We start from the raw sequence: 22,663 nt of genomic DNA on the forward strand, positions 1-22,663 counted from the left end.
TAAGGATGAATGTCATGCAAATGTATTTAATCCACACGTTTTTCATCCAGTAATTCTGTTATATTCCCTACTTTATATCCTTGTTCCTTCAATTTTTTAATCATTGTATCTAATGCTTCTGCCGTTGACGAAGTAGGATGCATTAATACGATAGCACCTGGGTGTATTTTTCTCATTACTCTCTGCAATAGTACATCTGGCTCAGGTCGCTTCCAATCGATTGTATCGACAGTCCACATAATCGTTCCCATTTGGAAATCATCAGCGATTTTCACGACTTCATCCCGAAAACTTCCACTCGGCGGGGCAAACCATCTCACCTTTTGATTCGTAGCAGCTTCAATCATTCGATTTGTTTTTTGTAACTGCTCTCGTATTTCATCAGACGATAGCGTTTTCATATTAGGGTGCGTATAAGAATGATTTCCGACTTCTTGATTTGCATCGACAATCATTTTTGCAAATCGTAAATTTTCTTTCACCCAACGTCCTTCTAAAAAGAAAGTCGCCTTCACATCATGCTTTTTCAATATTTCTAATATACGAGGCAAATACTCGTTTCCCCATGCCACATTTATTGTTAATCCCACCATCTTTTTATTCGGATGCCCCCTATAAATTGGAGCAGGTGATAAATCTTCTAAGTGGACACTCGGTGATACTTCCTTAAATTCAAGGTGTTTTTGATCAAATTCCTTTAGCTTCTTCATATTGTTATAGGATGCTTCCATATCAACTTGTCTTCCATTATATCCTGGTGTTGCTTTCCATATCTTATCAATCATCGCATTTTGAGGTGCAATCTCATATTGTTTTGCATGCTTTTGAATTTCTTCATATAAGTTATCCTGTGCAAAAACAGAATAAGAGCCTAAACTGACATATAAAGAAAATATACATATGTATGCCAATATACGAACTTTCATATAAACCCTCCCAAATTAACTATATAAAAAAACATTTTTCTTCTTATCTTTGTTAATTTGAGCGTTATAATGAAAACTATACCTATACTGACATAAAAATATATATAAATCATATTTTTACATAACAAAAAAAGCCAGTTAAACTGGCTTTCGCTTATTGCTGCTCTTGTTTGTTTTCTTCTTTAGCAGCTTCTTTTTCTTGCTCTTCTTTTAGCAATACTTTTCTAGATAGATTAACACGACCTTGCTTGTCAATCTCGATAACTTTAACCGTAATTACGTCACCGATTTTTACAACGTCTTCTACTTTACCTACACGCTCAAGTGCAAGTTCAGAAATGTGAACTAATCCATCTTTACCGCTGAATAATTCAACGAAAGCACCGAATTTCTCAACACGTTTCACTTTTCCTTCGTAGATTTCACCTACTTGTACTTCGCGAACGATATCTTCGATAATTTTCTTAGCTTTGTCGTTCATTTCTTGGTTTATTGAAGAAATGAATACTGTGCCATCTTGCTCGATGTCAATTTTAACGCCAGTTTCTTCAATAATTTTATTGATTTGTTTACCGCTCGGTCCGATAACGTCACGGATTTTATCTGGATTAATTGTCATTGTAATAATCTTTGGAGCGTACGCTGATAATTCAGTGCGTGGCTCTGGAATAACAGATAACATATGATTTAGAATGTGCACACGACCAACTTTCGCTTGTTGTAATGCCTCTTCTAAAATCTCACGAGATAGACCATCGATTTTAATGTCCATTTGTAGTGCAGTTACACCTTGTGCTGTACCTGCTACTTTAAAGTCCATATCACCTAAATGATCTTCCATACCTTGAATATCAGATAAAATTGTGTAATGCTCACCAGTTTTAACTAGACCCATTGCAATACCTGCAACTGGAGCTTTAAGTGGAACACCAGCATCCATCATTGCTAAAGTACTACCACAAATACTTGCTTGTGAAGTAGAACCATTTGATTCTAAAACTTCAGATACAAGACGTACTGTGTATGGGAAATCTTTTTCAGATGGAATTACAGGCTCAAGTGCGCGTTCTCCTAGTGCACCGTGACCGATTTCACGACGACCTGGTCCACGCATTGGTCTAGTTTCACCAACACTAAATGATGGGAAATTGTAATGGTGCATAAAGCGTTTTGATTCTTCTACACCAAGACCATCTAAAATTTGCACATCGCCTAATGCACCTAATGTACAAATACTTAATGCTTGTGTTTGTCCACGAGTGAACAAACCAGAACCGTGTGTACGAGATAAAATGCCAACCTCTGATGCTAATGGACGGATTTCGTCACCTTTACGGCCATCTGGGCGGATTTTTTCAACTGTAATAAGACGACGTACTTCTTCTTTTACAATTTTATATAAAATCTCATTTACTTGTCCTAATGTATCAGCGTCAGCTTCCTGCGCTTCGTAATGCTCAATAACACGCTTTTTCACTTCGTTAATTGCATCTTCACGTGCATGTTTCTCATGTACTTGAATTGCTGAATGCATATCTTCTTCAGCCATTTCACGTACAGCTTGGTTAAGATCAGCGTCAACTTCATAAAGTTTCACTTCTGATTTCTCTTTACCTACAGCTTGTACAATCTCTTCTTGGAATGCAATTAGACGTTTAATTTCGTCATGACCAAACATAATTGCTTCTAACATTGTTTCCTCAGGCACTTGATCTGCTCCTGCTTCAACCATGTTAATTGCATCTTTCGTACCAGCTACAACAAGGTGAATATCACTTTGTTCTTGCTGTTCTACTGTTGGGTTGATAACGAATTCGCCGTTAATACGACCAACTGTTGCACCCGCGATTGGACCTTCAAATGGAATATCTGAAATCGATAACGCTAATGAAGAACCAAGCATAGCTGCCATTTCAGAAGAACAATCTTGATCAACACTCATTACGATGCTGACAACTTGTACTTCGTTACGGAAACCATCTGCGAAAAGTGGACGGATTGGACGGTCGATTAAACGACTTGCCAAAATTGCTTTTTCACTTGGACGACCTTCACGTTTAATGAAACCGCCAGGAATTTTTCCGACTGCATATAAACGCTCTTCATAGTTTACTGTAAGTGGGAAGAAATCTACATTTTTTGCTTCTTTTGATGCAGTTGCTGTAGATAGAACCGCTGTATCGCCATATCTTACTAATACTGCTCCGTTCGCTTGTTTTGCAAGCTGACCAGTTTCAACTGTTAGCTGGCGACCAGCTAAATCTATCGAGAAGACTTGCTTTTCTTGACTCATTTAAGTACCCCTCTCAATTTAAAGTATTCAATTCTTCTATGTAAATGGATAGTATATCACAATATTCTACCTCTAGTATTGCCTAAAATTAAGTAAGCTATAAAGCGTAGAAGATATATTTTTACCTAACAAAAAAGCGGGAATATTCCCGCTTCTTTGACTATCGACGTAAGCCAAGCTTTGTGATTAATTCACGGTAACGTGTGATATCGCTATTACGAAGGTAAGTTAGTAAGTTACGACGTTTACCAACCATCTTTAATAGACCACGACGTGAATGATGATCTTTCTTGTGAGTACGTAAGTGCTCGTTTAGAGTGTTAATTTGCTCCGTTAGGACAGCAATTTGAACCTCTGGAGAACCAGTATCAGTCTCATGAGTTCTAAATTGTGCAATGATTTCATTTTTACGCTCTTGTGTTAAAGCCATCCTATTTCACCTCCTATTAATTAAACCCCCAATTACCTAGCAAGCGTCGGTGAGTCGCAATGCCAAGCAATGGTTGTCATAAAGTACATAACATAGAATACTACTTTTCATTTGAAAAAGCAAGTATATTCTTTTCGCTCACAAAATATTCTTGGGCTGTTTTCTTATCTTTTGCGATTTGTTCAACTAACTCATCAATACCGTTGAATTTCTTTTCTGCTCTTATACGCATATGCCACTCTACTGTAACATTTTGATCGTATATATCTTTGTTAAATTCAAATAAATGCACTTCAATTGATAATTGACGCTCATCTTCTTTAAAAGTCGGTTTATATCCAATATTACATACACCATCGTACCATTCATCGTGAACTTTTAATCTCACTGCATAAACACCTACAGGTGGCAATAAATACTCATCACTTAAACCTACATTAGCTGTTGGAAAACCAATTTGACGTCCACGTTTGTCGCCGTGTATAACTGTTCCCGCTACAGTATAGGCTCTACCTAAAATAGATGGAATTTGCTCCATTTCGCCATTTCGAATTAACTTTCGTAATGCTGTAGAACTTACTTTCTCTTCTTGAAATTCAACTTTTTCAATCACAGTCTGTGTAAACTCCCCTCTTGCATGAAATGGTAAAGTCTCCATCTTTCCTTTTCCTAAACGTCCATATGAATAATCAAACCCTGCTACTACATGCTTTACATTTAAACCAATAATATAATCATCTACAAATTGTTGCGGTAATAACCCTGCAAATGATTCATCAAATTTAATTACATATAATATATCGATCCCTAAGCTTTCGACTATTTTTTCTTTATCGCGCATCGGTGTAATATACTCCACATGCGCATCCTTTTTTCCTAAAACAACAGATGGATGAGGATGAAATGTCATAACTGCACTTTTATATCCTCGGTCGTCCGCTATTTTTTTCGCAGTTCGAATTACACATTGATGTCCTAAATGAATGCCATCAAAAAATCCTAATGCCATTACAGTAGGTGGTAATTCTAATTTATTTTGTTCATGTGGATGAGTTAAATGAATAAGTTTCACGCTTGAATTCACCTTTTTCTGTAATAATCCTTCCAATAATTCATTATAGCTTTAGTTCTTGATTATTCACAAGTACTTTCATCGGCTTTAACATACCAGGATGTTTCGGATGATGTTCATAAATTGCTAAGCAACGATCATTTTTATCAAACACTGTAATAAATGGTGCTGTTATTTCTAATTCATTTTTTAAGAACATACCATTCTTTATTTTCTCTGCTTGCTTTTCATCTACAACCATTTTTGGAAACTTACTTAATGCTTCATCAATTGAAATGAAGATAGACTCTACTGTTCCATTTTGCACGTTTTCTTCAATTTCTTCAAATGATATGCAATCTTCTAATAAAAATTCACCAGATGCCGTTCTTATAAGGTGCGACATATGTGATGGGAAACCAAGTTTTTCCCCGATCATTACAGCTAACGTTCTTACATATGTTCCTTTACTACACGTTACACGGAAACGGAATGAAATATTTTCTCCTTCAAAAACTTCACGATCATCAAGTAATATGAATTCATGAATTGTAATTGTACGAACTGGACGTTCCACCTCTTGCCCTGCTCTTGCATATTCGTATAATTTTTTCCCGTTTACTTTTACAGCCGAGAACATTGGTGGCATTTGTTCAATCGTGCCTGTTAATTCCGCAAGGACTTTCTCTACTTCCTTACGAGTAATAGTACGATCTACATTTTTCGTTTCAACAACCTCACCAGAAGCATCTTCAGTTGTCGTTGAAAACCCTAATGTTACTTCACCTTCATATGTTTTCGTTTCACTTGTTAAAAATTGTGCAATTTTCGTTGCTCTTCCAACGCAAATTGGTAATACTCCTGTTACATCAGGGTCTAATGTTCCCGTATGACCAATTCTCTTTTCTCGCAATATCTTTCTTAATTTAAATACACAATCATGTGATGTCATGCCTTTTGGCTTATGTAATAATACTACACCTTCCATATATGTTCACCTCATCATAATTCTCTCGTAGTAAATATCCAAAACTTATTTTGCATTGAAAAAATGGATAGACAAATGTCTATCCATTATTCTTCACGTTTACCGTCTTTATTAATTTCATGTAAAAGTGTATCAATTCGATGACCATATCCGATAGACTCATCAAACTCAAAGGTAATTTCTGGTGTTTTACGAAGACGAATACGTTGGCCAATTTCTGAACGAATAAAGCCTTTTGCCTTCGCTAAACCTTTTAAAGTATTTTCTTTCTGTTCTTCATCACCTAAAACAGAAATATATACTTTAGCAATTTGTAAATCACCACTCACTTGTACATCAGTTACTGTAACAAATCCAATACGTGGGTCTTTAATTTTACGACTGATAATGTCGCCTAATTCTTTTTTCATTTGCTCGCCCACACGGTTCGCACGTAATTTCATAACTCTTCACCTCATTCAATACCATTCCAAATGTGTTATTGTACGTTCAATTTCAGGAAATGAATCGATGTACTCAAGTACACGATTCATTTCTTTCTCACAGATAACACGATTTGAGGATACGGAAACAATTGCAATTTCTGTACGTTGCCATACATCTTGGTGCCCAACTTCAGAAACAGCTACATTATAGCGCTGTTTTACACGAGTTAACACACGTTGTAAAATTGCACGTTTCTCTTTTAAAGAATGCACATCGTAAATCATACACTCGAATGAGAGTGAAGCGATAATCATCGCTTCACTTCTTCCATAATGTACGCTTCAATGATGTCCCCTTCTTTAAGATCATTATATCTCTCAATTGTAATACCACACTCATAGTTTTGTGCAACTTCTTTTACGTCGTCTTTGAAACGTTTTAACGTATCAAGTTGTCCTTCGAAAATTACTACGCCGTCACGGATAATACGTACGCCACTATCACGCGTAATTTTACCGTCTGTTACGTAACAACCTGCGATTGTTCCAACTTTTGTTACTTTAAACGTTTGACGAACTTCTGCTTGACCGATTACTTTTTCTTCGAATTCTGGATCAAGCATACCTTGCATAGCTGCTTCAATCTCTTCGATTACTTTATAAATAATACGGTGTAAACGAATATCAACGTTCTCTAATTCAGCTGTACGCTTCGCGTTCACATCTGGACGTACGTTAAATCCAATTACAATTGCATTAGATGCAGAAGCTAAAATGATATCAGATTCTGTAATCGCACCTACACCAGTGTGAATGATTTTAACTTTTACGCCTTCAACATCAATTTTACGAAGTGATGCTGCCATCGCTTCAACAGAACCTTGTACGTCTGCTTTTACGATTAAGTTAATTTCTTTTACATCGCCCTCTTGGATTTGTTGGAATAAATCTTCAAGGCTTAATTTAGATTTCTCACCACGTTGTGCAACTAACGCTTCTTGTGCACGTGATTCACCAATTTGACGAGCTTTCTTCTCATCAGCAAATGCCATGAAACGATCTCCAGCCTGTGGTACTTCGTTTAAACCAGTAATTTCAACAGGAGTTGATGGACCAGCAACTTTTACACGACGACCAATATCACTTACCATTGCACGAACACGTCCGAATGAAGTTCCAACAACGATTGGATCTCCAACTCGAAGCGTACCATTTTGAACAAGTAATGTCGCGATAGTTCCTTTACCTTTATCAAGCTGTGCTTCGATTACTGTACCAGTTGCATAGCGGTTTGGATTTGCTTTATATTCTTCTACTTCACTTACAAGAAGGATCATTTCTAGTAAGTTGTCAATGCCTTCGCCTTGAATTGCAGAAATTGGTACGAAAATAGTATCTCCGCCCCAAGCTTCTGGAACTAATTCATATTCAGTTAGTTCTTGCATTACGCGATCAGGGTTTGCAGCTGGTTTATCCATTTTATTCACAGCAACAATAATTGGTACTCCTGCTGCCTTCGCATGGTTAATTGCTTCAACCGTTTGTGGCATAACACCGTCATCCGCTGCAACAACAAGGATTGTAATATCCGTTACTTGTGCCCCACGAGCACGCATCGTTGTAAATGCTGCGTGACCAGGTGTATCTAAGAATGTAATCTTCTTATCGTTTACTTCAACTTGATATGCACCGATATGCTGAGTAATTCCACCCGCTTCGCCTGCAGTTACTTTTGAGTTACGAATAGAATCCAGTAATGTTGTTTTACCATGGTCAACGTGTCCCATGATTGTAACTACAGCTGGACGTTCTTTTAAGTTCTCTTCATCATCTTGCTCATCAATGAATGTTTCAAACTCAGTCTCGCTTACAATTACTTCTTCTTCTACTTCAATACCGTAGTCGTTAGCAATTAACTCAATTGTATCTTTATCCAAGTCTTGGTTAATTGTTGCCATAATTCCAAGCATGAAGAGCTTCTTAATAATTTCAGATGGCTCTTTGCTTAATTTTTTAGCAAGATCTCCTACTGTAAGGCTTCCAGAGAAAGTAATTTTATCTGGTGTTTCTACAATTTGAGTTTGTTGTCTACCAGCAAAGTTCTCTTGACGTTTGTCTTCGTTTCCTTTGCCTTTTTTCTTTTTCTTATTGCTGTTCTTTTTACTGCGAACAACTTTTTCTTCTACTTCAAACTCATCTGCAACAGAAGGTTTTTCAGTTTGATATTCATTATCTAATTTATTTACTACTTCATCGTCTAACATTGTCATATGATTCGAAACCTCGATATTCATTTCTTTTAGTTTTGTCATAAGATCTTTACTTGAGATATTATGTTTTTTTGCATATTCATGCACTCGAATTTTACTCATACCTTCACCCCCGGTAATTTGTATCGAGCATGCTACGCAGCTTTTTCGCAAAGCCTACATCTAACACAGCTACAACGACTCGCTCATCTCTCCCAATCGCATGCCCTAATTGTTGTCGATTTTCGACCTTTCTCATTGGTACGTTGTAGTACGTAGTTTTATCTGTGATGCGTTTTGTAGTATTTACTGACGCATCTTCAGATAGCAATACAAGTTTTGCTTTGCCACTTCGTACTTCTTTTAAAACGAGTTCTTCACCCGAAATAATTTTCCGAGCCCGGTTTGCTAGTCCTAAAAACGATTTCCAATCGGACACTTATTTCGACTCCTTCTCAACAAGCTCAAGAAGCTCTTCATATAAAGAACCGTCGATTTTCGCTTTTAGATGATGTTCCAAAACATTTTTCTTTTGAGCTTGAAGAATGCTCTCCTTGTCCTTCGACAAGTAAGCACCTCGTCCTGATTTTTTCCCAGTTAAATCAATGGACACTTCTCCCTCTTTGGAACGAACAATGCGAACGAGCTCTCGTTTTGATTTCATTTCTTGCGTTGCAACACATTTTCGTAACGGAACTTTTCGATTGCTCATACTCATCACCTCTATTCGATTTCGTCTTCCACTGAATCGAATCCAAATGCGATTACGCTATCTTCTTCTGTTACAATACCAAGTTGTTTCGCATCAGACTCACTCTTAATATCAATTTTCCAGCCTGTTAATTTAGCTGCAAGACGTGCATTTTGTCCACGCTTACCGATAGCTAATGATAACTGGTGGTCTGGAACAACTACTGTTGTCGCTTTTTCTTCTTCATCTACAAGTACTTTAACAACTTGTGATGGGCTTAATGCATTTGCAACATATTCAACTGGATCATTTGACCAGCGGACGATGTCAATTTTTTCACCTTTTAATTCGTCTACAATGCGTTGTACACGTTGCCCTTTTGGTCCTACACAAGAACCAACTGGATCAACATCAGTGTTCTCTGCATATACAGAGATCTTAGAGCGATCGCCAGCTTCACGTGCTACAGAACGAATTTCTACAGTTCCATCATAGATTTCAGGAACTTCCATTTCGAATAAACGTTTTAAAAGACCAGGATGTGTACGTGATACGTAAATTTGTGGTCCTTTTGTCGTTTTTTCTACTTTCGTAATGAATACGCGAATACGATCATGTGGTTTGTATTGCTCATTAGGCATTTGCTCACTTACAGGTAATAAAGCTTCTACTTTTCCTAAGCTTACATAGATGAAACGAGCATCTTGACGTTGTACAATACCTACCATAATATCTTCTTCACGGTCACTAAACTCAGAGTAAATAACACCGCGCTCTGCTTCACGCACTCGTTGTGTGACAACTTGTTTTGCAGTTTGTGCTGCAATACGACCAAAGTCTTTTGGTGTTACTTCAATTTCTAGTACGTCACCATCTTGGTAGTTTGGATTAATTTGTCTTGCTTCCTCTACAGAAATTTCAAGACGTGGATCAAACACATTGTCTACTACGTCTTTACGTGCTAAAACTTGAATTGTTCCCACTTCTGGGTTAAAGCTCACACGAACGTTTTGTGCTTGATTAAAATTGCGCTTATAAGCAGAGATTAAAGCTGCTTCAATCGCATCAATAATAATGTCTTTGCTAATGCCTTTTTCAGATTCTAATACGAGCAAAGCATCTAATAACTCAGTGCTCATGAAGATCCCCCTTCTAACTAAAACGTAACAGCAAGTCGCGCATTTGCGACTTTATCCATCGAAATTTGGATTTCTTTTTTACGTGTTTTAATTGTTAATAATAATGTTATTGTTGTACCATCGTAAGAAAGCAGTTTTCCTTCAAACATCTTTTCACCATCAATCGGCTCATATGTTTTAATTGCCACTTGTTTTCCTACCGCTTGCTGGAAGTCTTTTTCTTTCTTTAATGGGCGTTCCGCTCCAGGAGATGATACATCCAAAAAGTAAAGATGAGGAATTGGATCCTCTTTATCTAAAGCTTCGCTTAAACGTTCACTTACCGCACCGCATTCTTCAATGTCGACTCCCTTTTCAGAATCGATGAATACGCGTAAGAACCAGTCTTGTCCTTCTTTCACATACTCTACATCTACAAGTTCAAGATTTAACTCTTCAACGATCGGCTGCGCAAATGCTTCTACAACTTCTGTGACTTTCTTATCCATAAACAGCCTCCTTCCTGCCGTCATGTACCATTTAAAAGAAGAAGACCCCGCCACTTTAAAAACGGTCTATCTTATTCTTTCTCGTTAGCTAACAAAAGCCCCTGCTGTTCAGCAGGGATTATCTGTCTTAGTATTACCAAATTTAAGAAGTAAAACTTGTAACAAAATATGTATATACGACAGAAATCTTTTACCTATCTACGTAGAGAAAACATAGATAGTAACACGAAAGAGTGGGTTTCCCCACTCTTTTCTTTACACAATATACATGACATGGTTATCTCGGTTAATAGTATATCATAGGAAATGTTGATTTGCAAAGACTTTTCCTACCTACTAGAACAGTGATAACTGGTTTTGATCCGGTAAATCTCCTAAACAACCTTGACTATCTAAATACTCAATAATTGTTTTCGAGACCTTACTACGCTGCTGCAAGTCCTCTTTTGATAAGAAGTCTCCATTTTTACGTGCTTCCACAATACTTAAAGCTGCGTTTGTACCAAGACCAGGTACCGCATTAAATGGAGGAATTAATGTGTCTCCATCAATAATAAATTCTGTTGCATGTGAGCGGTATAAATCCACCTTTTGGAATGAGTATCCTCGCTCACACATTTCAAGTGTCATTTCTAGTACTGTTAATAAACTTTTCTCTTTCGGCGCTGCATCCAATCCTTTTTGAGCAATTTCATCAATTCTTGCACGTATAGATGCTGAACCTTTCGCCATTGCCTCTACATCAAAATCATCTGCACGAACTGTAAAATATGCGGCATAGAATAACAGTGCAAAATGTACTTTAAAATATGCGATACGTACAGCCATAAGTACGTAAGCAGCCGCATGGGCTTTAGGGAACATGTATTTAATCTTCTTACATGAATCAATATACCAACCTGGTACATTATTATTTTTCATGTCTTCTTCCCATTCTTCCGGTACACCTTTACCTTTACGAACCGACTCCATGATTTTGAAGGCTAATGATGGATCTAGACCTTGATAGATTAAATATACCATGATGTCATCACGACAACCGATAACTTCGCTCAGCGTACATGTACCGTTATAAATTAACTCGTTTGCATTACCAAGCCATACGTCAGTACCATGTGATAGTCCAGAAATTTGGACTAACTCTGAGAATGTCGTCGGTTTTGTCTCTTCTAACATCTGTCTTACGAATTTTGTACCAAACTCTGGTATACCAAGTGTACCTGTTTTACAGTTAATTTGCTCTTCCGTTACCCCTAACGATTCTGGACCAGAGAAAATTTTCATTACTTCTGGATCATCCGTTGGGATTGTTTTCGGATCAATACCACTTAAATCTTGTAACATACGAATAACGGTCGGATCATCGTGTCCTAGTATATCAAGTTTTAATAAATTATCATGAATCGAGTGGAAATCAAAATGCGTTGTTCTCCATTCAGCACCAATTGAATCAGCTGGGTACTGTATTGGTGAGAAATCAAAGATATCCATGTAATCTGGCACAACGATAATACCGCCTGGATGCTGTCCTGTTGTACGTTTTACACCGGTACACCCTGCTACTAAGCGATCAATCTCTGCATTTCGAATCGTTAAGTTATGATCATTTGCATAACCTTTTACATATCCGTAAGCAGTTTTTTCCGCAACTGTACCAATCGTTCCTGCACGATATACATAGTCTTCACCGAACAGTACTTTCGTATAGTTATGGGCACGTGGTTGGTATTCCCCGGAGAAGTTCAAATCGATATCGGGCACCTTATCTCCTTTAAATCCAAGGAACGTTTCGAAAGGAATGTCATGTCCATCTTTTACATATGGAATATTACAAGCAGGACATTCTTTATCTGGTAAGTCAAAACCAGAACCTACAGAACCATCATTAAAGAATTCTGATTGCTTACACTTCGGACATACATAGTGTGGTGGTAATGGGTTTACTTCTGTAATTTCCATCATCGTTGCAACAAATGATGACCCTACCGATCCACGCGAACCTACTAGATATCCGTCTACTAACGATTTTTTCACAAGCTTATGTGAAATTAAATAAATTACGGCGAATCCATGCCCAATAATACTTTTTAATTCTTTTTCTAAACGTGCTTCTACAATTTCCGGTAGCTCTTCACCATAAATGCTACGCGCCATTTTATAACTCATATCACGCGTTTCATCATCAGCACCTTCAATTTTCGGTGTGTATAGATCGTCTTTTACTGGATGCACATCACCAATTAATGACGCAATCTTTTGTGTATTTGTTACAACAACTTCTTTCGCTTTGTCTTCACCTAAGAATGAAAAACATTCTAACATTTCATCAGTTGTACGGAAATGTACTGGCGGTAATGAATGTCGATTTAACGGATTGGCTCCGCCCTGCGAACTGACTAAAATTTTACGATACATCGCATCCTCAGGGTCTAAATAATGCACGTTTCCTGTAGCAACAACTGGTTTATCTAACGTCTCACCTAGTTTTACTAAGTTAGAAATAATTGTTTTTAATTGACCTTCGTCTCGAACAAGCTCACGTTCTACTAAATGACGCAACACCTCTGGAGGCATTACTTCAATGTAATCATAGAACTGGGCGATTTCTTCTACCTCTTCAGGTGCCTTTTGCATCATTGCCTCGAACACTTCACCTTTATCACAAGCCGTTCCTACTAAAATCCCTTCACGATATTTTTTTAATAGTGATCTCGGCACACGTGGTACACGGTAAAAGTAATTAAGGTGAGAATATGAAACAAGTTTATATAAATTTTTCAATCCAACATCTGATGTGGCAAGTAACGTCATATGACTTGGACGGCCACGCTTATACGCATCCCCTTGTCCCATGCTATCATTTAATTGATCGTGATATTCAAATCCCTTTTCAATTACGTCTTTCAACATTTTCACAAGTAAATATCCCGTCGCTTCTGTATCATAAATCGCACGGTGATGTTGTGTTAATTCAATATCAAGTTTTTTACACATCGTATTTAATCGATGATTTTTCATTTCTGGGAATAAAAATCGTGCAAGTTCTAACGTATCAATAACTGGATTATTCGTTTTTTCTAGTCCAGCCTTTTTAAAACCTACGTTAATAAAGCCCATATCAAAGCTCGCGTTATGGGCAACAAGTGTATGGTCGCCCATCCATTCCTCAAACTTTTTAAACACTTCGTCCACTTCAGGTGCATCAGTTAACATATCATCCGTAATACCTGTCAATTCAATAATCGTCGCTGATAATGGTTGATGTGGATTTGCGAAAGATTCAAAGCGATCAATAATTTCGCCACCCTTTACTTTTACGGCAGCCAACTCAATGACTGTATCGTATACAGCTGATAAACCTGTCGTCTCAACGTCGAAAACAACATACGTTTCCTCTGCAAGTAAACGATGCGCTTCGTTATACGCTATCGGTACACCATCATTAACTAGATTTGCTTCTACACCATATATAACTTTAACACCAGCCTTCTTCCCTGCAGAATACGCCTCTGGGAAGGACTGAGCCACGGCATGATCTGTAACCGCAATAGCCTCATGTCCCCATTTACCAGCTTGAGCAACAAGCTTAGAAACTGGAGTGACAGCGTCCATTTGACTCATCGGAGTATGGAGATGCAGCTCTACTCGTTTTTCGCCTTCTGGTGCTTTATCTTTACGAGACGGTCCTGTTATTTCATTAATATCATTTGCAATCATTACTAAATCTCGAACGAATGTATCATTTTGAACAGAACCACGCGCTTTCACCCACATTCCTTTTTTCAAGGATTGCAGCATTGGAATATCTTCTTTGTCACGTGAGAACATTTTGATCATAATAGAATCCGTATAATCCGTTATTTTTAAAGTTAATAACGTACGCCCACTACGAAGCTCTTTTGTTTCTACATGGAAGACATATCCTTGAACCGTTTTTCTTCTTTCTTCATCTTGAATTTCTCGCATCGGTGTAATCTCTTCATCTGGCTTAATAAGATACCCGAGTGTAATCGGTCCTTCATACACAACGCTGCTTTCTTCAGCTTGCTTCTTCGCCATTTCTTCCATAGCTTGTATAACACGCTCACGGTCTTCTTGCTGCGTTTGTTCACGAAACTTTTGCATTTCTTCTGTATTTTGCTGTATATGTGTGTCTAACTGAAAACGCGGGAATCCAAAAACTTCGTATTGATCCCCTACTGGTTTCGCAACGTTTTTCTTTAAAGCCGTAGACTCCAGCTCGTTATTTACATTTATTAGCAACTTCACTCCATTCACCTGTGGAAGCTGCTTCTTTAAGTATGCGAACATAGGTGAAAATGTAATTCGTTCCGTACAAAGCGGCCAATACGCCCTCACTTCTTCTTCTGTAAATTGTTTATTCTCTGTTTCTAATGCAAATGTTGTTCTTGCAATATGAGAAAATGATTGCTTAAGCTTTGTTTCTAGCAATTCATATAATTCTGTAGGCAAAATACGTGGCACTTGTAAATCAAAATGCCAACTTTTATTCGCTTTATCAATAACGAGCCTTTCAATACCACCGCCTTGTAAATATTGATTTATAAGGTCGTCTGGTATTTGCAACTGCTGGAGCAAAATTTGAAATCGCTCTTGTTGTTCATTTGTTAAAGACATAAGCACTCTCCTTCCATTTGCTATTATAAATTGAAACGTACCACAAAGAAAGATTTCTCACCTCTTCTTTTACAAAATACGTTTACAAAGAAAGAGAAGGTACCCCATTACGAGGTACCTCTTCTTATTTTAAAATATTTGCAATATATGTTTGAAGTTCTTCTACTTTTACTTCTTCAGACTCACCTGTAGCACGTACTTTCACTTCTACAATACCTTCGTCTGCTTTTTTACCAACTGTAACACGAACTGGAAGACCGAATAAATCTGCATCTGCAAATTTAACACCTGCACGTTCTGCACGATCGTCTAATAACACTTCATAGCCTTGTTCTTGTAATGAGTTGTAGATATTTTCACCCATTTCACGTTGTGTATCAGATTTCATATTTACTGGAATTACATGCACATGGAACGGTGCTACCGCTTTTGGCCAAACTAAGCCGTTCTCATCGTTAAATTGCTCTGCAATTGCTGCTACTGTACGAGATACACCGATACCGTAACAACCCATAATAAGTGGTTGTGTTTTTCCATTTTCATCTAGGAATGTTGCGTTCATTGCTTCACTATAACGAGTTCCTAATTTGAATACATGACCAACTTCAATTCCGCGTGCGAAAAGAATTGTTCCGTTTCCATCTGGAGATTGGTCTCCTTCTTGAATAAAGCGTAAATCTGTATATTGACTTACTTTAAAGTCACGTTCTGGATTTACATTTACATAATGGAACCCTTCTTCATTCGCTCCTGAACATCCGTTAACAATTGATGCTACAGCGTGATCAGCAATAATTTCGATATCACCTGTTACATTAATCGGTCCTAATGAACCAACTTCACAATTTAATAATGCTTTTACTTCTTCATGAGAAGCAAGCTCAACAACTGAAGCGCCGTATACATTTTTCACTTTCACATCGTTTACTTCGTGATCACCACGAACAAGTACAACTACTAATTTCTCATCTACTTTAAACACCATAGACTTAATGCACTTGTCAGCTGCAATGTTTAAGAATGCAGATACTTCTTCAATTGCTTTTTGGTCTGGTGTTGCTACTTTTTCAAGTGCTTTTTCTGCTTCGTCACTCTTCGTATACGTAGCTACAACAGGAGCCATTTCGATGTTTGCTGCATAATCAGATGTGTCAGAGTATGCAATTGTATCTTCACCAACATCAGATAATACCATAAATTCATGTGTATCTTTTCCGCCCATTGCTCCAGAATCAGCAATAACTGCACGGAAATTCAAGCCACAGCGAGCAAAAATGTTAGAGTATGCTTTATATAAGCGATCGTATACTTCATCTAAGCTCTCTTGTGTAGCATGGAAAGAGTATGCATCTTTCATTAGAAACTCTCTTCCACGTAATAAGCCGAAACGAGGTCTTTGCTCATCACGGAATTTTGTTTGAATTTGGTATAATGTTAACGGTAATTTTTTATATGATTTCACTTCATCACGCACAAGATCCGTAATTACTTCCTCATGTGTCGCTCCTAATGCGAATTCACGAGCGTTACGATCTTTCATACGCATTAATTCAGATCCGTAAGAATACCAACGACCTGATTCTTGCCATAATTCTGCAGCTTGCATAGCTGGCATTAATAATTCTACAGCTCCTGCGCGCTCCATTTCTTCTCGAACGATACGTTCTACTTTGTGTAATACTTTTAATCCAAATGGTAGAAAGCTATAAATACCAGAAGCATTTTGACGCATAAAACCTGCACGAAGTAATAGCTGATGACTCTTAATTTCAGCATCAGCTGGAACTTCACGTAATGTAGGACTGAATACCATACTTTGTTTCATTTATTTGCACCTCTTCATTTTACTCTTACACGCAGTAAAACCCCTCACCTCGAGTTAGGTGAGGGATTTTATTCTACGAGCTCTATTTCATTATAAGTTTCACTTTATTTTACAAGAAAAACTTACGAATGTCATTCCAAGTTACAACTAACATAAGTAACATTAATAATGCAAAACCAATAAAGTGAACCATTCCTTCTTTTTGGCGATCAATTGGTTTCCCTCGTAACGCTTCAATTAAGAAGAAGAATAAACGGCCACCATCTAAAGCAGGAACTGGTAATAAATTAAATAAACCAAGATTAATGCTTAGAACTGCAGCTAAACTTAGTACACGCGTAAACCCATAATCTACAACTTGATCTGTTAGATTATAAATTCCTACTGGACCTGACAACTCATTAATAGAAAATTGACCAGTTACTAATTTCACAAGAGACTCAAAAATTAGTTTCGTCCATTGGTACGTTTGTTCAAAACCTGATTTAATAGAACCCATCACTGTTTTCTCTACAGGAGAATAAACACCGATCCTACCAACTTCGTCTTTTCCTTCTTTATCGAGTGTTGGCGTTACGTTCACATTAAACTGTTCATTATCACGCTTTACTTGTAACGTAATTTCTTTATTTGGGTTTTCACGTACAATAGTAACAACATCTTTCCATGTACTTGTGTTTTTCCCATCAATAGCTTGAATTGTATCATTCTCTTTCAATCCAGCTTGCTGTGCTGCACTGTTATCCATCACTTTTCCGACCATTGGTTTGTCAATAGGGACCCCTTGTACAAATCCAAGAATCACAAAAATAACAAATGCTAAAATGAAGTTCATTGCAGGACCCGCAAAGATTGTTAAAGCGCGTTGCCCTAGTTTTTTCGAGCCAAATTGTCTATTATACGGGGCAATTTGAATTTCTTCCCCCGCAGTAATAATACGAGCCTTTTCATTCACTCGGAATGTTTGAAGCTCTTCCTCGTACTCTTCATAGCCCGAAATTGTTAAATTATGCTCCAAATCAGCTTGTTCGACTTCAATAACACGAACATTTGGATACTTTTCATATCCATCAAAAACTAATTTCACAACTTCGTCTTTTTCATTTAATACAAGGCCAACCTTTTTCCCAGGCTTTAACTCAACTGTGTCCGCATCCTCGCCAGCCATTCTTACATAGCCACCAAGGGGCAGTAATCGAATCGTATACACCGTTTCATTCTTTTCAAATGAGAATATTTTCGGACCAAAACCAATCGCAAACTCGCGGCATAAAATACCTGCTCTTTTTGCGAAATATAGATGCCCTAGCTCATGGAAAAATACGAGTGCACCGAAAATTAATATAAAGGCAATCGCTGTATTCAATTCCATAACCACCTTTGCTAAATTTGTTCCATCACAAACCGTCTTGTGGCCGCATCAATTTCCAAAATTTCCTCTAAGCTCGGTCGTGCAATGACATTGTGATGGTTCATTGCTTTTTCAATGAGGTCTTCCACTGTTAAGAAATCAATTCTCTTTTGTAAAAAGGCTTCAACAGCTACTTCATTCGCTGCGTTCATTACAGCTGGCATACTTCCACCTGCTTTTCCAGCTTCATACGCAAAACGTAAACAACGGAATCGTTCTTGGTCCATTTTCTCAAAATGCAACGCCCCTATTTCCCATAAGTTTAACTGTTTTGTGTCTGAAAGAGGCAATCTATCAGGATATGTAAGTGCGTATTGAATTGGTACTCGCATATCAGGTGAACCAAGCTGCGCCATTACACTACGATCTTCAAATTCAACCATAGAATGGATAATACTTTCTTTATGTAAAACAACATCGATTTGCTCATAAGGGATACCAAAAAGCCAATGTGCTTCAATTACTTCTAGTCCCTTATTCATCATTGTAGCAGAATCAATTGTAATTTTCGAACCCATTGACCAGTTTGGATGTCGAAGCGCATCTTCTACGGTCACACGATGCAATTCATCCCTCGTTTTATCGCGGAAACTTCCACCAGAAGCCGTTATAATAAGACGAGAAATTCTTTTTTCATTTTCACCATTCAAGCATTGAAAAATAGCCGAATGTTCACTATCAACTGGAAGTAACGAAACATTATGTTTTCGTGCTGCTTCCATTACAAGATGTCCTGCAGTTACTAACGTTTCTTTATTTGCAATTCCAATTGTTTTTTTCGCCTCAATTGCACGAAGTGTTGGTAACAACCCTACGCTACCTACAACAGCATTTACTACAATCTCCGCATCTGGATGTAATGCTACTTCTAAAAGTCCTTCACTACCATATACAATTTTTGTATTACCAGAAACAGATTGTAATTTTAAAACATCTTCCTCTCTTTGCACAGAGACGATTTGCGGAGAAAATTCTTGAATTACCTTTACTGCGTAGTCAATATTTTTCCCTACAGAAAAAGCAACGAGACGGAATTGGTCTGGGTGCGAGCGTAATACATCTAAAGTTTGTGTACCAATTGATCCGCTTGCACCTAATAAACTAATGTTTTTCATGACTCCAACCCCTCGTTCATTTATTAATTGTATTGTAATAAGAAGTAGAGAATTGGTAAAACGAATAACCAACTATCTGTTCGGTCTAATATACCACCATGCCCAGGTAAAATTGTACCTGAATCCTTTACGCCATAATGACGTTTAAAAGCAGATTGTACTAAATCACCAATTTGTCCAAAAATAGAAATGATAATTGTCAGCACAATTAAAATTACTACATTCGATTCGACTGGGAAGAACACGTTGTAAACAAGTGCCACAATAATTCCACAAACGATGCCCCCTAATGAACCTTCAATCGTTTTATTTGGACTGATTTCTGGCCACAATTTTCTCTTGCCCAATGCTTTTCCTACGAAATATGCGCCTGAATCAGTAGCCCATATAACAAATAATGCGCAAAATACATATTTAATTCCTAATATTCTCGTTTCATTTAAATATAAGAATCCCATTGCCACATATGTCGTTGCCATCAGTAAAAATGAAGCATTATCAAAAGTAAATGTATTCTTAGAAAGGACTGTATATGATAAAAGTAATAAAACAATCACAAATGTGATTTCCAATTTACCTAATCCAATCCATGTAAACAGTTCTGATGCACTACTTGGAATTAAAAGAATCCACAATAATACTGCAGCTAAAACTGTCGGTACTGAAATAAGCGTAAGCTTATTCATACGAATTAATTCATATAAACCTATAGAAGCAAGTGCATACACTAAAACCGTAAAAGGCACGCCACCGTATATTACGATGGGAATGAATAGCGCGGCAGCAACCACTCCAGTAATAATTCTCTGTTTCACTACCAAACCCTCTCTTTCTACACGCCTCCGAATCTGCGCCCTCTATGTTGAAAGTCAGTAATCGCATTTAGCAAATGTTCTTCTTTGAAGTCTGGCCAATACACGTCTGTAAACCAAAACTCCGAATATGCAATTTGCCATAACATGAAATTACTAATACGTAGCTCTCCGCTTGTTCGGATTAACAACTCTGGATCAGGTAAAGAACTCGTCATTAAGTAGGAGGAAAGCATTTCTTCACTTACCTCTTCAGAACGAATTTTTCCTTCCTCATTATCTTTCATCATATGTTGCACAGCAGAAACGATTTCATCTCGACTTCCATAGTTTAACGCGAAATTAAGAATTAATCCCGTATTCTCTTTCGTATCTTCCATGGCTTTCTCCATCGCTCTGCGTGTATGCGTAGGAAGACGATCTTTTTGCCCTATTACTCGGACTTGTACGTTTTCTTCAATCAATTCTGGTAAAAATGTACCTAGAAATTCTTCTGGAAGCTTCATTAAATAATCAACTTCCTTTTTCGGTCTTTTCCAGTTCTCAGTTGAAAAAGCATAAAGAGTTAACACTTTCACATTAAGTTTACTTGCAAATTTTGTAATTTTCTTTACAACTTGCATACCTTCATGATGTCCCGCAATACGAGGCATTGCTCTCCTCTTTGCCCATCTTCCATTCCCATCCATAATGATGGCAATATGTTCTGGGATATATCCTTTTTTCACTTCTTCAACGAGATGATCAAACGATGTGTCCTTTTTACCTTTAAAAAAAGGAAAGTTTTTAAACATCATTCATACCCTCCAGCAAGCAGACGTATGCCTAAAAGTGTAAAAAGACCCCCTTAAGAAGAGGGTCATAATTGCGAAGTTATCGCTATTACACTTCCATGATTTCTTTTTCTTTGTTTTTTGCGATTTCGTCAACTTTTGCAATATATTTATCTGTTTCTTTTTGGATATCTTCAGTATATCCTCTTAAATCATCTTCTGTAATCTCGCCAGCTTTTTCAAGCTTCTTAAGATCATCATTTCCGTCACGACGTACGTTACGAACAGCAACTTTAGCTTCTTCAGCATATTTTTTCACAACTTTTACAAGATCACGACGACGTTCTTCTGTTAATGCAGGGAATGCAATACGAATTACAGTTCCATCATTAGAAGGATTTAAGCCTAAATCTGCTTTTAAAATTGCTTTTTCAATATCACCGATAGAAGTTTTATCATAAGGTTGAATTACTAGTAAACGCGCTTCTGGAACTGTAATGTTCGCTAATTGCACAACTGGTGTTGGTGCACCATAGTAATCAACTTGTACCTTATCTAATACAGACGCGTTTGCACGGCCAGCACGAACTGTTGCTAATTCACGAGAATAAGCAGCAACTGCTTTTTCCATTTTTTCATTTGAAGACTTCAATACTTGTTGTCCCATATTTATTTCCCCCTTACCACTGTTCCGATATTTTCGCCTAAAACGGCACGTTTAATATTACCTTTTTCCATAACTGAGAATACAATTAATGGAATATCATTATCCATACATAGAGAAGAAGCTGTAGAATCCATTACACCTAAACCTTCTTTTAATACGTCTAAGTAAGTAAGCGTTTCATATTTCGTAGCTGTTGGATCAATAGATGGATCCGCATTATATACACCATCTACATTGTTTTTCGCCATTAAAATTACATCTGCTTCAATTTCTGCCGCACGTAATGCTGCTGTTGTATCTGTAGAGAAGTATGGGTTACCTGTACCTGCTGCAAAGATAACAACACGTTTTTTCTCTAAGTGACGAACTGCTTTACGACGAATGTAAGGTTCTGCAACTTGACGCATCTCAATTGAAGTTTGTACACGAGTTTGAATTCCGATATTCTCCAAGCTATCTTGAAGAGCTAATGAATTCATAACTGTCGCTAACATGCCCATGTAATCTGCCCCTGCACGATCCATGCCCATTTCACTTCCAATTTTCCCACGCCAAATGTTACCGCCACCAACAACAACAGCAACCTCTACATCAAGTTCTGCAATTTCTTTTACTTGTTCCGCAACTGACTTAATAACAGTTGGGTTAATTCCAAATCCTTGCTCTCCAGCTAAAGCTTCTCCACTTAGCTTTAAAACGACACGATTATATTTCGGTTTACTCATAATGAACCTCCAATTGC

At 37.5% G+C, this 22,663-nt stretch carries 20 protein-coding genes; all 20 read right to left on the bottom strand.

The genetic code is table 11. The features are described 5' to 3' along the window. Positions 1-26 precede the first annotated feature (26 nt). On the bottom strand, positions 27-926 hold the full coding sequence (locus MKY21_RS19170) for a polysaccharide deacetylase family protein (RefSeq protein ID WP_000868232.1): 900 nt from the start codon (positions 924-926) through the stop codon (positions 27-29). A 154-nt stretch (positions 927-1,080) separates the two neighbouring features. Next, positions 1,081-3,219 carry a polyribonucleotide nucleotidyltransferase gene (gene pnp / locus MKY21_RS19175; RefSeq protein ID WP_000076737.1) on the bottom strand — a complete coding sequence of 713 codons (2,139 nt, stop codon included), beginning with the start codon at positions 3,217-3,219 and terminating at the stop codon, positions 1,081-1,083. A gap of 160 nt (positions 3,220-3,379) precedes the next feature. Beyond that, positions 3,380-3,649 carry a 30S ribosomal protein S15 gene (rpsO, locus tag MKY21_RS19180; RefSeq protein ID WP_001229392.1) on the bottom strand — a complete coding sequence of 90 codons (270 nt, stop codon included), beginning with the start codon at positions 3,647-3,649 and terminating at the stop codon, positions 3,380-3,382. Positions 3,650-3,749: 100 nt separating this feature from the next. Beyond that, on the bottom strand, positions 3,750-4,721 hold the full coding sequence (gene ribF / locus MKY21_RS19185; RefSeq protein WP_000766702.1) for a bifunctional riboflavin kinase/FAD synthetase: 972 nt from the start codon (positions 4,719-4,721) through the stop codon (positions 3,750-3,752). A gap of 43 nt (positions 4,722-4,764) precedes the next feature. Further along, a complete protein-coding gene (truB, locus tag MKY21_RS19190) occupies positions 4,765-5,688 on the bottom strand; it encodes a tRNA pseudouridine(55) synthase TruB (RefSeq protein ID WP_000399348.1) in 924 nt (307 codons plus the stop codon). Positions 5,689-5,774: 86 nt separating this feature from the next. After that, the gene (gene rbfA, locus MKY21_RS19195; protein WP_000776437.1) at positions 5,775-6,131 is read right to left on the bottom strand and encodes a 30S ribosome-binding factor RbfA; all 357 of its coding nucleotides are present in this window, start codon (positions 6,129-6,131) and stop codon (positions 5,775-5,777) included. 15 nt (positions 6,132-6,146) lie between these two features. Beyond that, positions 6,147-6,428 carry a DUF503 domain-containing protein gene (locus MKY21_RS19200; RefSeq protein ID WP_000582363.1) on the bottom strand — a complete coding sequence of 94 codons (282 nt, stop codon included), beginning with the start codon at positions 6,426-6,428 and terminating at the stop codon, positions 6,147-6,149. After that, on the bottom strand, positions 6,425-8,485 hold the full coding sequence (gene infB / locus MKY21_RS19205; protein ID WP_000036343.1) for a translation initiation factor IF-2: 2,061 nt from the start codon (positions 8,483-8,485) through the stop codon (positions 6,425-6,427). The genes MKY21_RS19200 and infB overlap by 4 nt, the downstream gene beginning before the upstream one ends. Positions 8,486-8,489: 4 nt before the next feature. After that, entirely contained in the window at positions 8,490-8,801 is a 312-nt protein-coding gene (locus MKY21_RS19210; RefSeq protein ID WP_001286524.1) for a YlxQ family RNA-binding protein, read from the bottom strand. Further along, entirely contained in the window at positions 8,802-9,074 is a 273-nt protein-coding gene (gene rnpM, locus MKY21_RS19215; protein WP_000071127.1) for an RNase P modulator RnpM, read from the bottom strand. An 11-nt stretch (positions 9,075-9,085) separates the two neighbouring features. Further along, positions 9,086-10,192 (bottom strand): transcription termination factor NusA, encoded by a 1,107-nt coding sequence (gene nusA, locus MKY21_RS19220; protein WP_000102604.1) that lies wholly within the window; start codon positions 10,190-10,192, stop codon positions 9,086-9,088. A gap of 17 nt (positions 10,193-10,209) precedes the next feature. Further along, entirely contained in the window at positions 10,210-10,680 is a 471-nt protein-coding gene (gene rimP, locus MKY21_RS19225; protein ID WP_000359096.1) for a ribosome maturation factor RimP, read from the bottom strand. A gap of 336 nt (positions 10,681-11,016) precedes the next feature. Continuing rightward, positions 11,017-15,318 carry a PolC-type DNA polymerase III gene (locus tag MKY21_RS19230; protein ID WP_000060005.1) on the bottom strand — a complete coding sequence of 1,434 codons (4,302 nt, stop codon included), beginning with the start codon at positions 15,316-15,318 and terminating at the stop codon, positions 11,017-11,019. A 124-nt stretch (positions 15,319-15,442) separates the two neighbouring features. After that, a complete protein-coding gene (locus tag MKY21_RS19235; RefSeq protein WP_341077190.1) occupies positions 15,443-17,143 on the bottom strand; it encodes a proline--tRNA ligase in 1,701 nt (566 codons plus the stop codon). Between the two features lie 109 nt (positions 17,144-17,252). Continuing rightward, positions 17,253-18,509, bottom strand: coding sequence for an RIP metalloprotease RseP (gene rseP, locus MKY21_RS19240; protein ID WP_341077193.1), 1,257 nt, complete (start codon positions 18,507-18,509; stop codon positions 17,253-17,255). 17 nt (positions 18,510-18,526) lie between these two features. Continuing rightward, positions 18,527-19,669, bottom strand: coding sequence for a 1-deoxy-D-xylulose-5-phosphate reductoisomerase (gene dxr / locus MKY21_RS19245; protein ID WP_000790374.1), 1,143 nt, complete (start codon positions 19,667-19,669; stop codon positions 18,527-18,529). 23 nt (positions 19,670-19,692) lie between these two features. After that, on the bottom strand, positions 19,693-20,484 hold the full coding sequence (gene cdsA, locus MKY21_RS19250; RefSeq protein WP_000813592.1) for a phosphatidate cytidylyltransferase: 792 nt from the start codon (positions 20,482-20,484) through the stop codon (positions 19,693-19,695). Positions 20,485-20,501: 17 nt separating this feature from the next. Continuing rightward, positions 20,502-21,278 carry an isoprenyl transferase gene (gene uppS / locus MKY21_RS19255; protein WP_000971296.1) on the bottom strand — a complete coding sequence of 259 codons (777 nt, stop codon included), beginning with the start codon at positions 21,276-21,278 and terminating at the stop codon, positions 20,502-20,504. A gap of 85 nt (positions 21,279-21,363) precedes the next feature. Then, positions 21,364-21,921: a ribosome recycling factor gene (gene frr, locus MKY21_RS19260; RefSeq protein WP_000531501.1), complete on the bottom strand. Its 558-nt coding sequence runs from the start codon at positions 21,919-21,921 to the stop codon at positions 21,364-21,366. Between the two features lie 2 nt (positions 21,922-21,923). Further along, positions 21,924-22,646, bottom strand: a complete 723-nt coding sequence (gene pyrH / locus MKY21_RS19265; protein WP_000042668.1) for a UMP kinase — start codon at positions 22,644-22,646, stop codon at positions 21,924-21,926. Positions 22,647-22,663 lie beyond the last annotated feature (17 nt).

Source organism: Bacillus sp. FSL R9-9497 (assembly GCF_038005805.1).
Lineage (GTDB): Bacteria > Bacillota > Bacilli > Bacillales > Bacillaceae_G > Bacillus_A > Bacillus_A cereus.

Excerpts from the sequence above, each read along its gene's own strand:
- pnp (WP_000076737.1), bottom strand. The coding sequence starts at position 3,219 with ATGAGTCAAGAAAAGCAAGTCTTCTCGATAGATTTAGCTGGTCGCCAG.
- infB (WP_000036343.1), bottom strand. The coding sequence starts at position 8,485 with ATGAGTAAAATTCGAGTGCATGAATATGCAAAAAAACATAATATCTCA.
- rimP (WP_000359096.1), bottom strand. The coding sequence starts at position 10,680 with ATGGATAAGAAAGTCACAGAAGTTGTAGAAGCATTTGCGCAGCCGATC.
- pyrH (WP_000042668.1), bottom strand. The coding sequence starts at position 22,646 with ATGAGTAAACCGAAATATAATCGTGTCGTTTTAAAGCTAAGTGGAGAA.
- uppS (WP_000971296.1), bottom strand. The coding sequence starts at position 21,278 with ATGATGTTTAAAAACTTTCCTTTTTTTAAAGGTAAAAAGGACACATCG.
- frr (WP_000531501.1), bottom strand. The coding sequence starts at position 21,921 with ATGGGACAACAAGTATTGAAGTCTTCAAATGAAAAAATGGAAAAAGCA.
- dxr (WP_000790374.1), bottom strand. The coding sequence starts at position 19,669 with ATGAAAAACATTAGTTTATTAGGTGCAAGCGGATCAATTGGTACACAA.
- rbfA (WP_000776437.1), bottom strand. The coding sequence starts at position 6,131 with ATGAAATTACGTGCGAACCGTGTGGGCGAGCAAATGAAAAAAGAATTA.
- truB (WP_000399348.1), bottom strand. The coding sequence starts at position 5,688 with ATGGAAGGTGTAGTATTATTACATAAGCCAAAAGGCATGACATCACAT.
- rpsO (WP_001229392.1), bottom strand. The coding sequence starts at position 3,649 with ATGGCTTTAACACAAGAGCGTAAAAATGAAATCATTGCACAATTTAGA.
- MKY21_RS19230 (WP_000060005.1), bottom strand. The coding sequence starts at position 15,318 with ATGTCTTTAACAAATGAACAACAAGAGCGATTTCAAATTTTGCTCCAG.
- MKY21_RS19200 (WP_000582363.1), bottom strand. The coding sequence starts at position 6,428 with ATGATTATCGCTTCACTCTCATTCGAGTGTATGATTTACGATGTGCAT.
- MKY21_RS19170 (WP_000868232.1), bottom strand. The coding sequence starts at position 926 with ATGAAAGTTCGTATATTGGCATACATATGTATATTTTCTTTATATGTC.
- nusA (WP_000102604.1), bottom strand. The coding sequence starts at position 10,192 with ATGAGCACTGAGTTATTAGATGCTTTGCTCGTATTAGAATCTGAAAAA.
- rnpM (WP_000071127.1), bottom strand. The coding sequence starts at position 9,074 with ATGAGCAATCGAAAAGTTCCGTTACGAAAATGTGTTGCAACGCAAGAA.
- MKY21_RS19235 (WP_341077190.1), bottom strand. The coding sequence starts at position 17,143 with ATGAAACAAAGTATGGTATTCAGTCCTACATTACGTGAAGTTCCAGCT.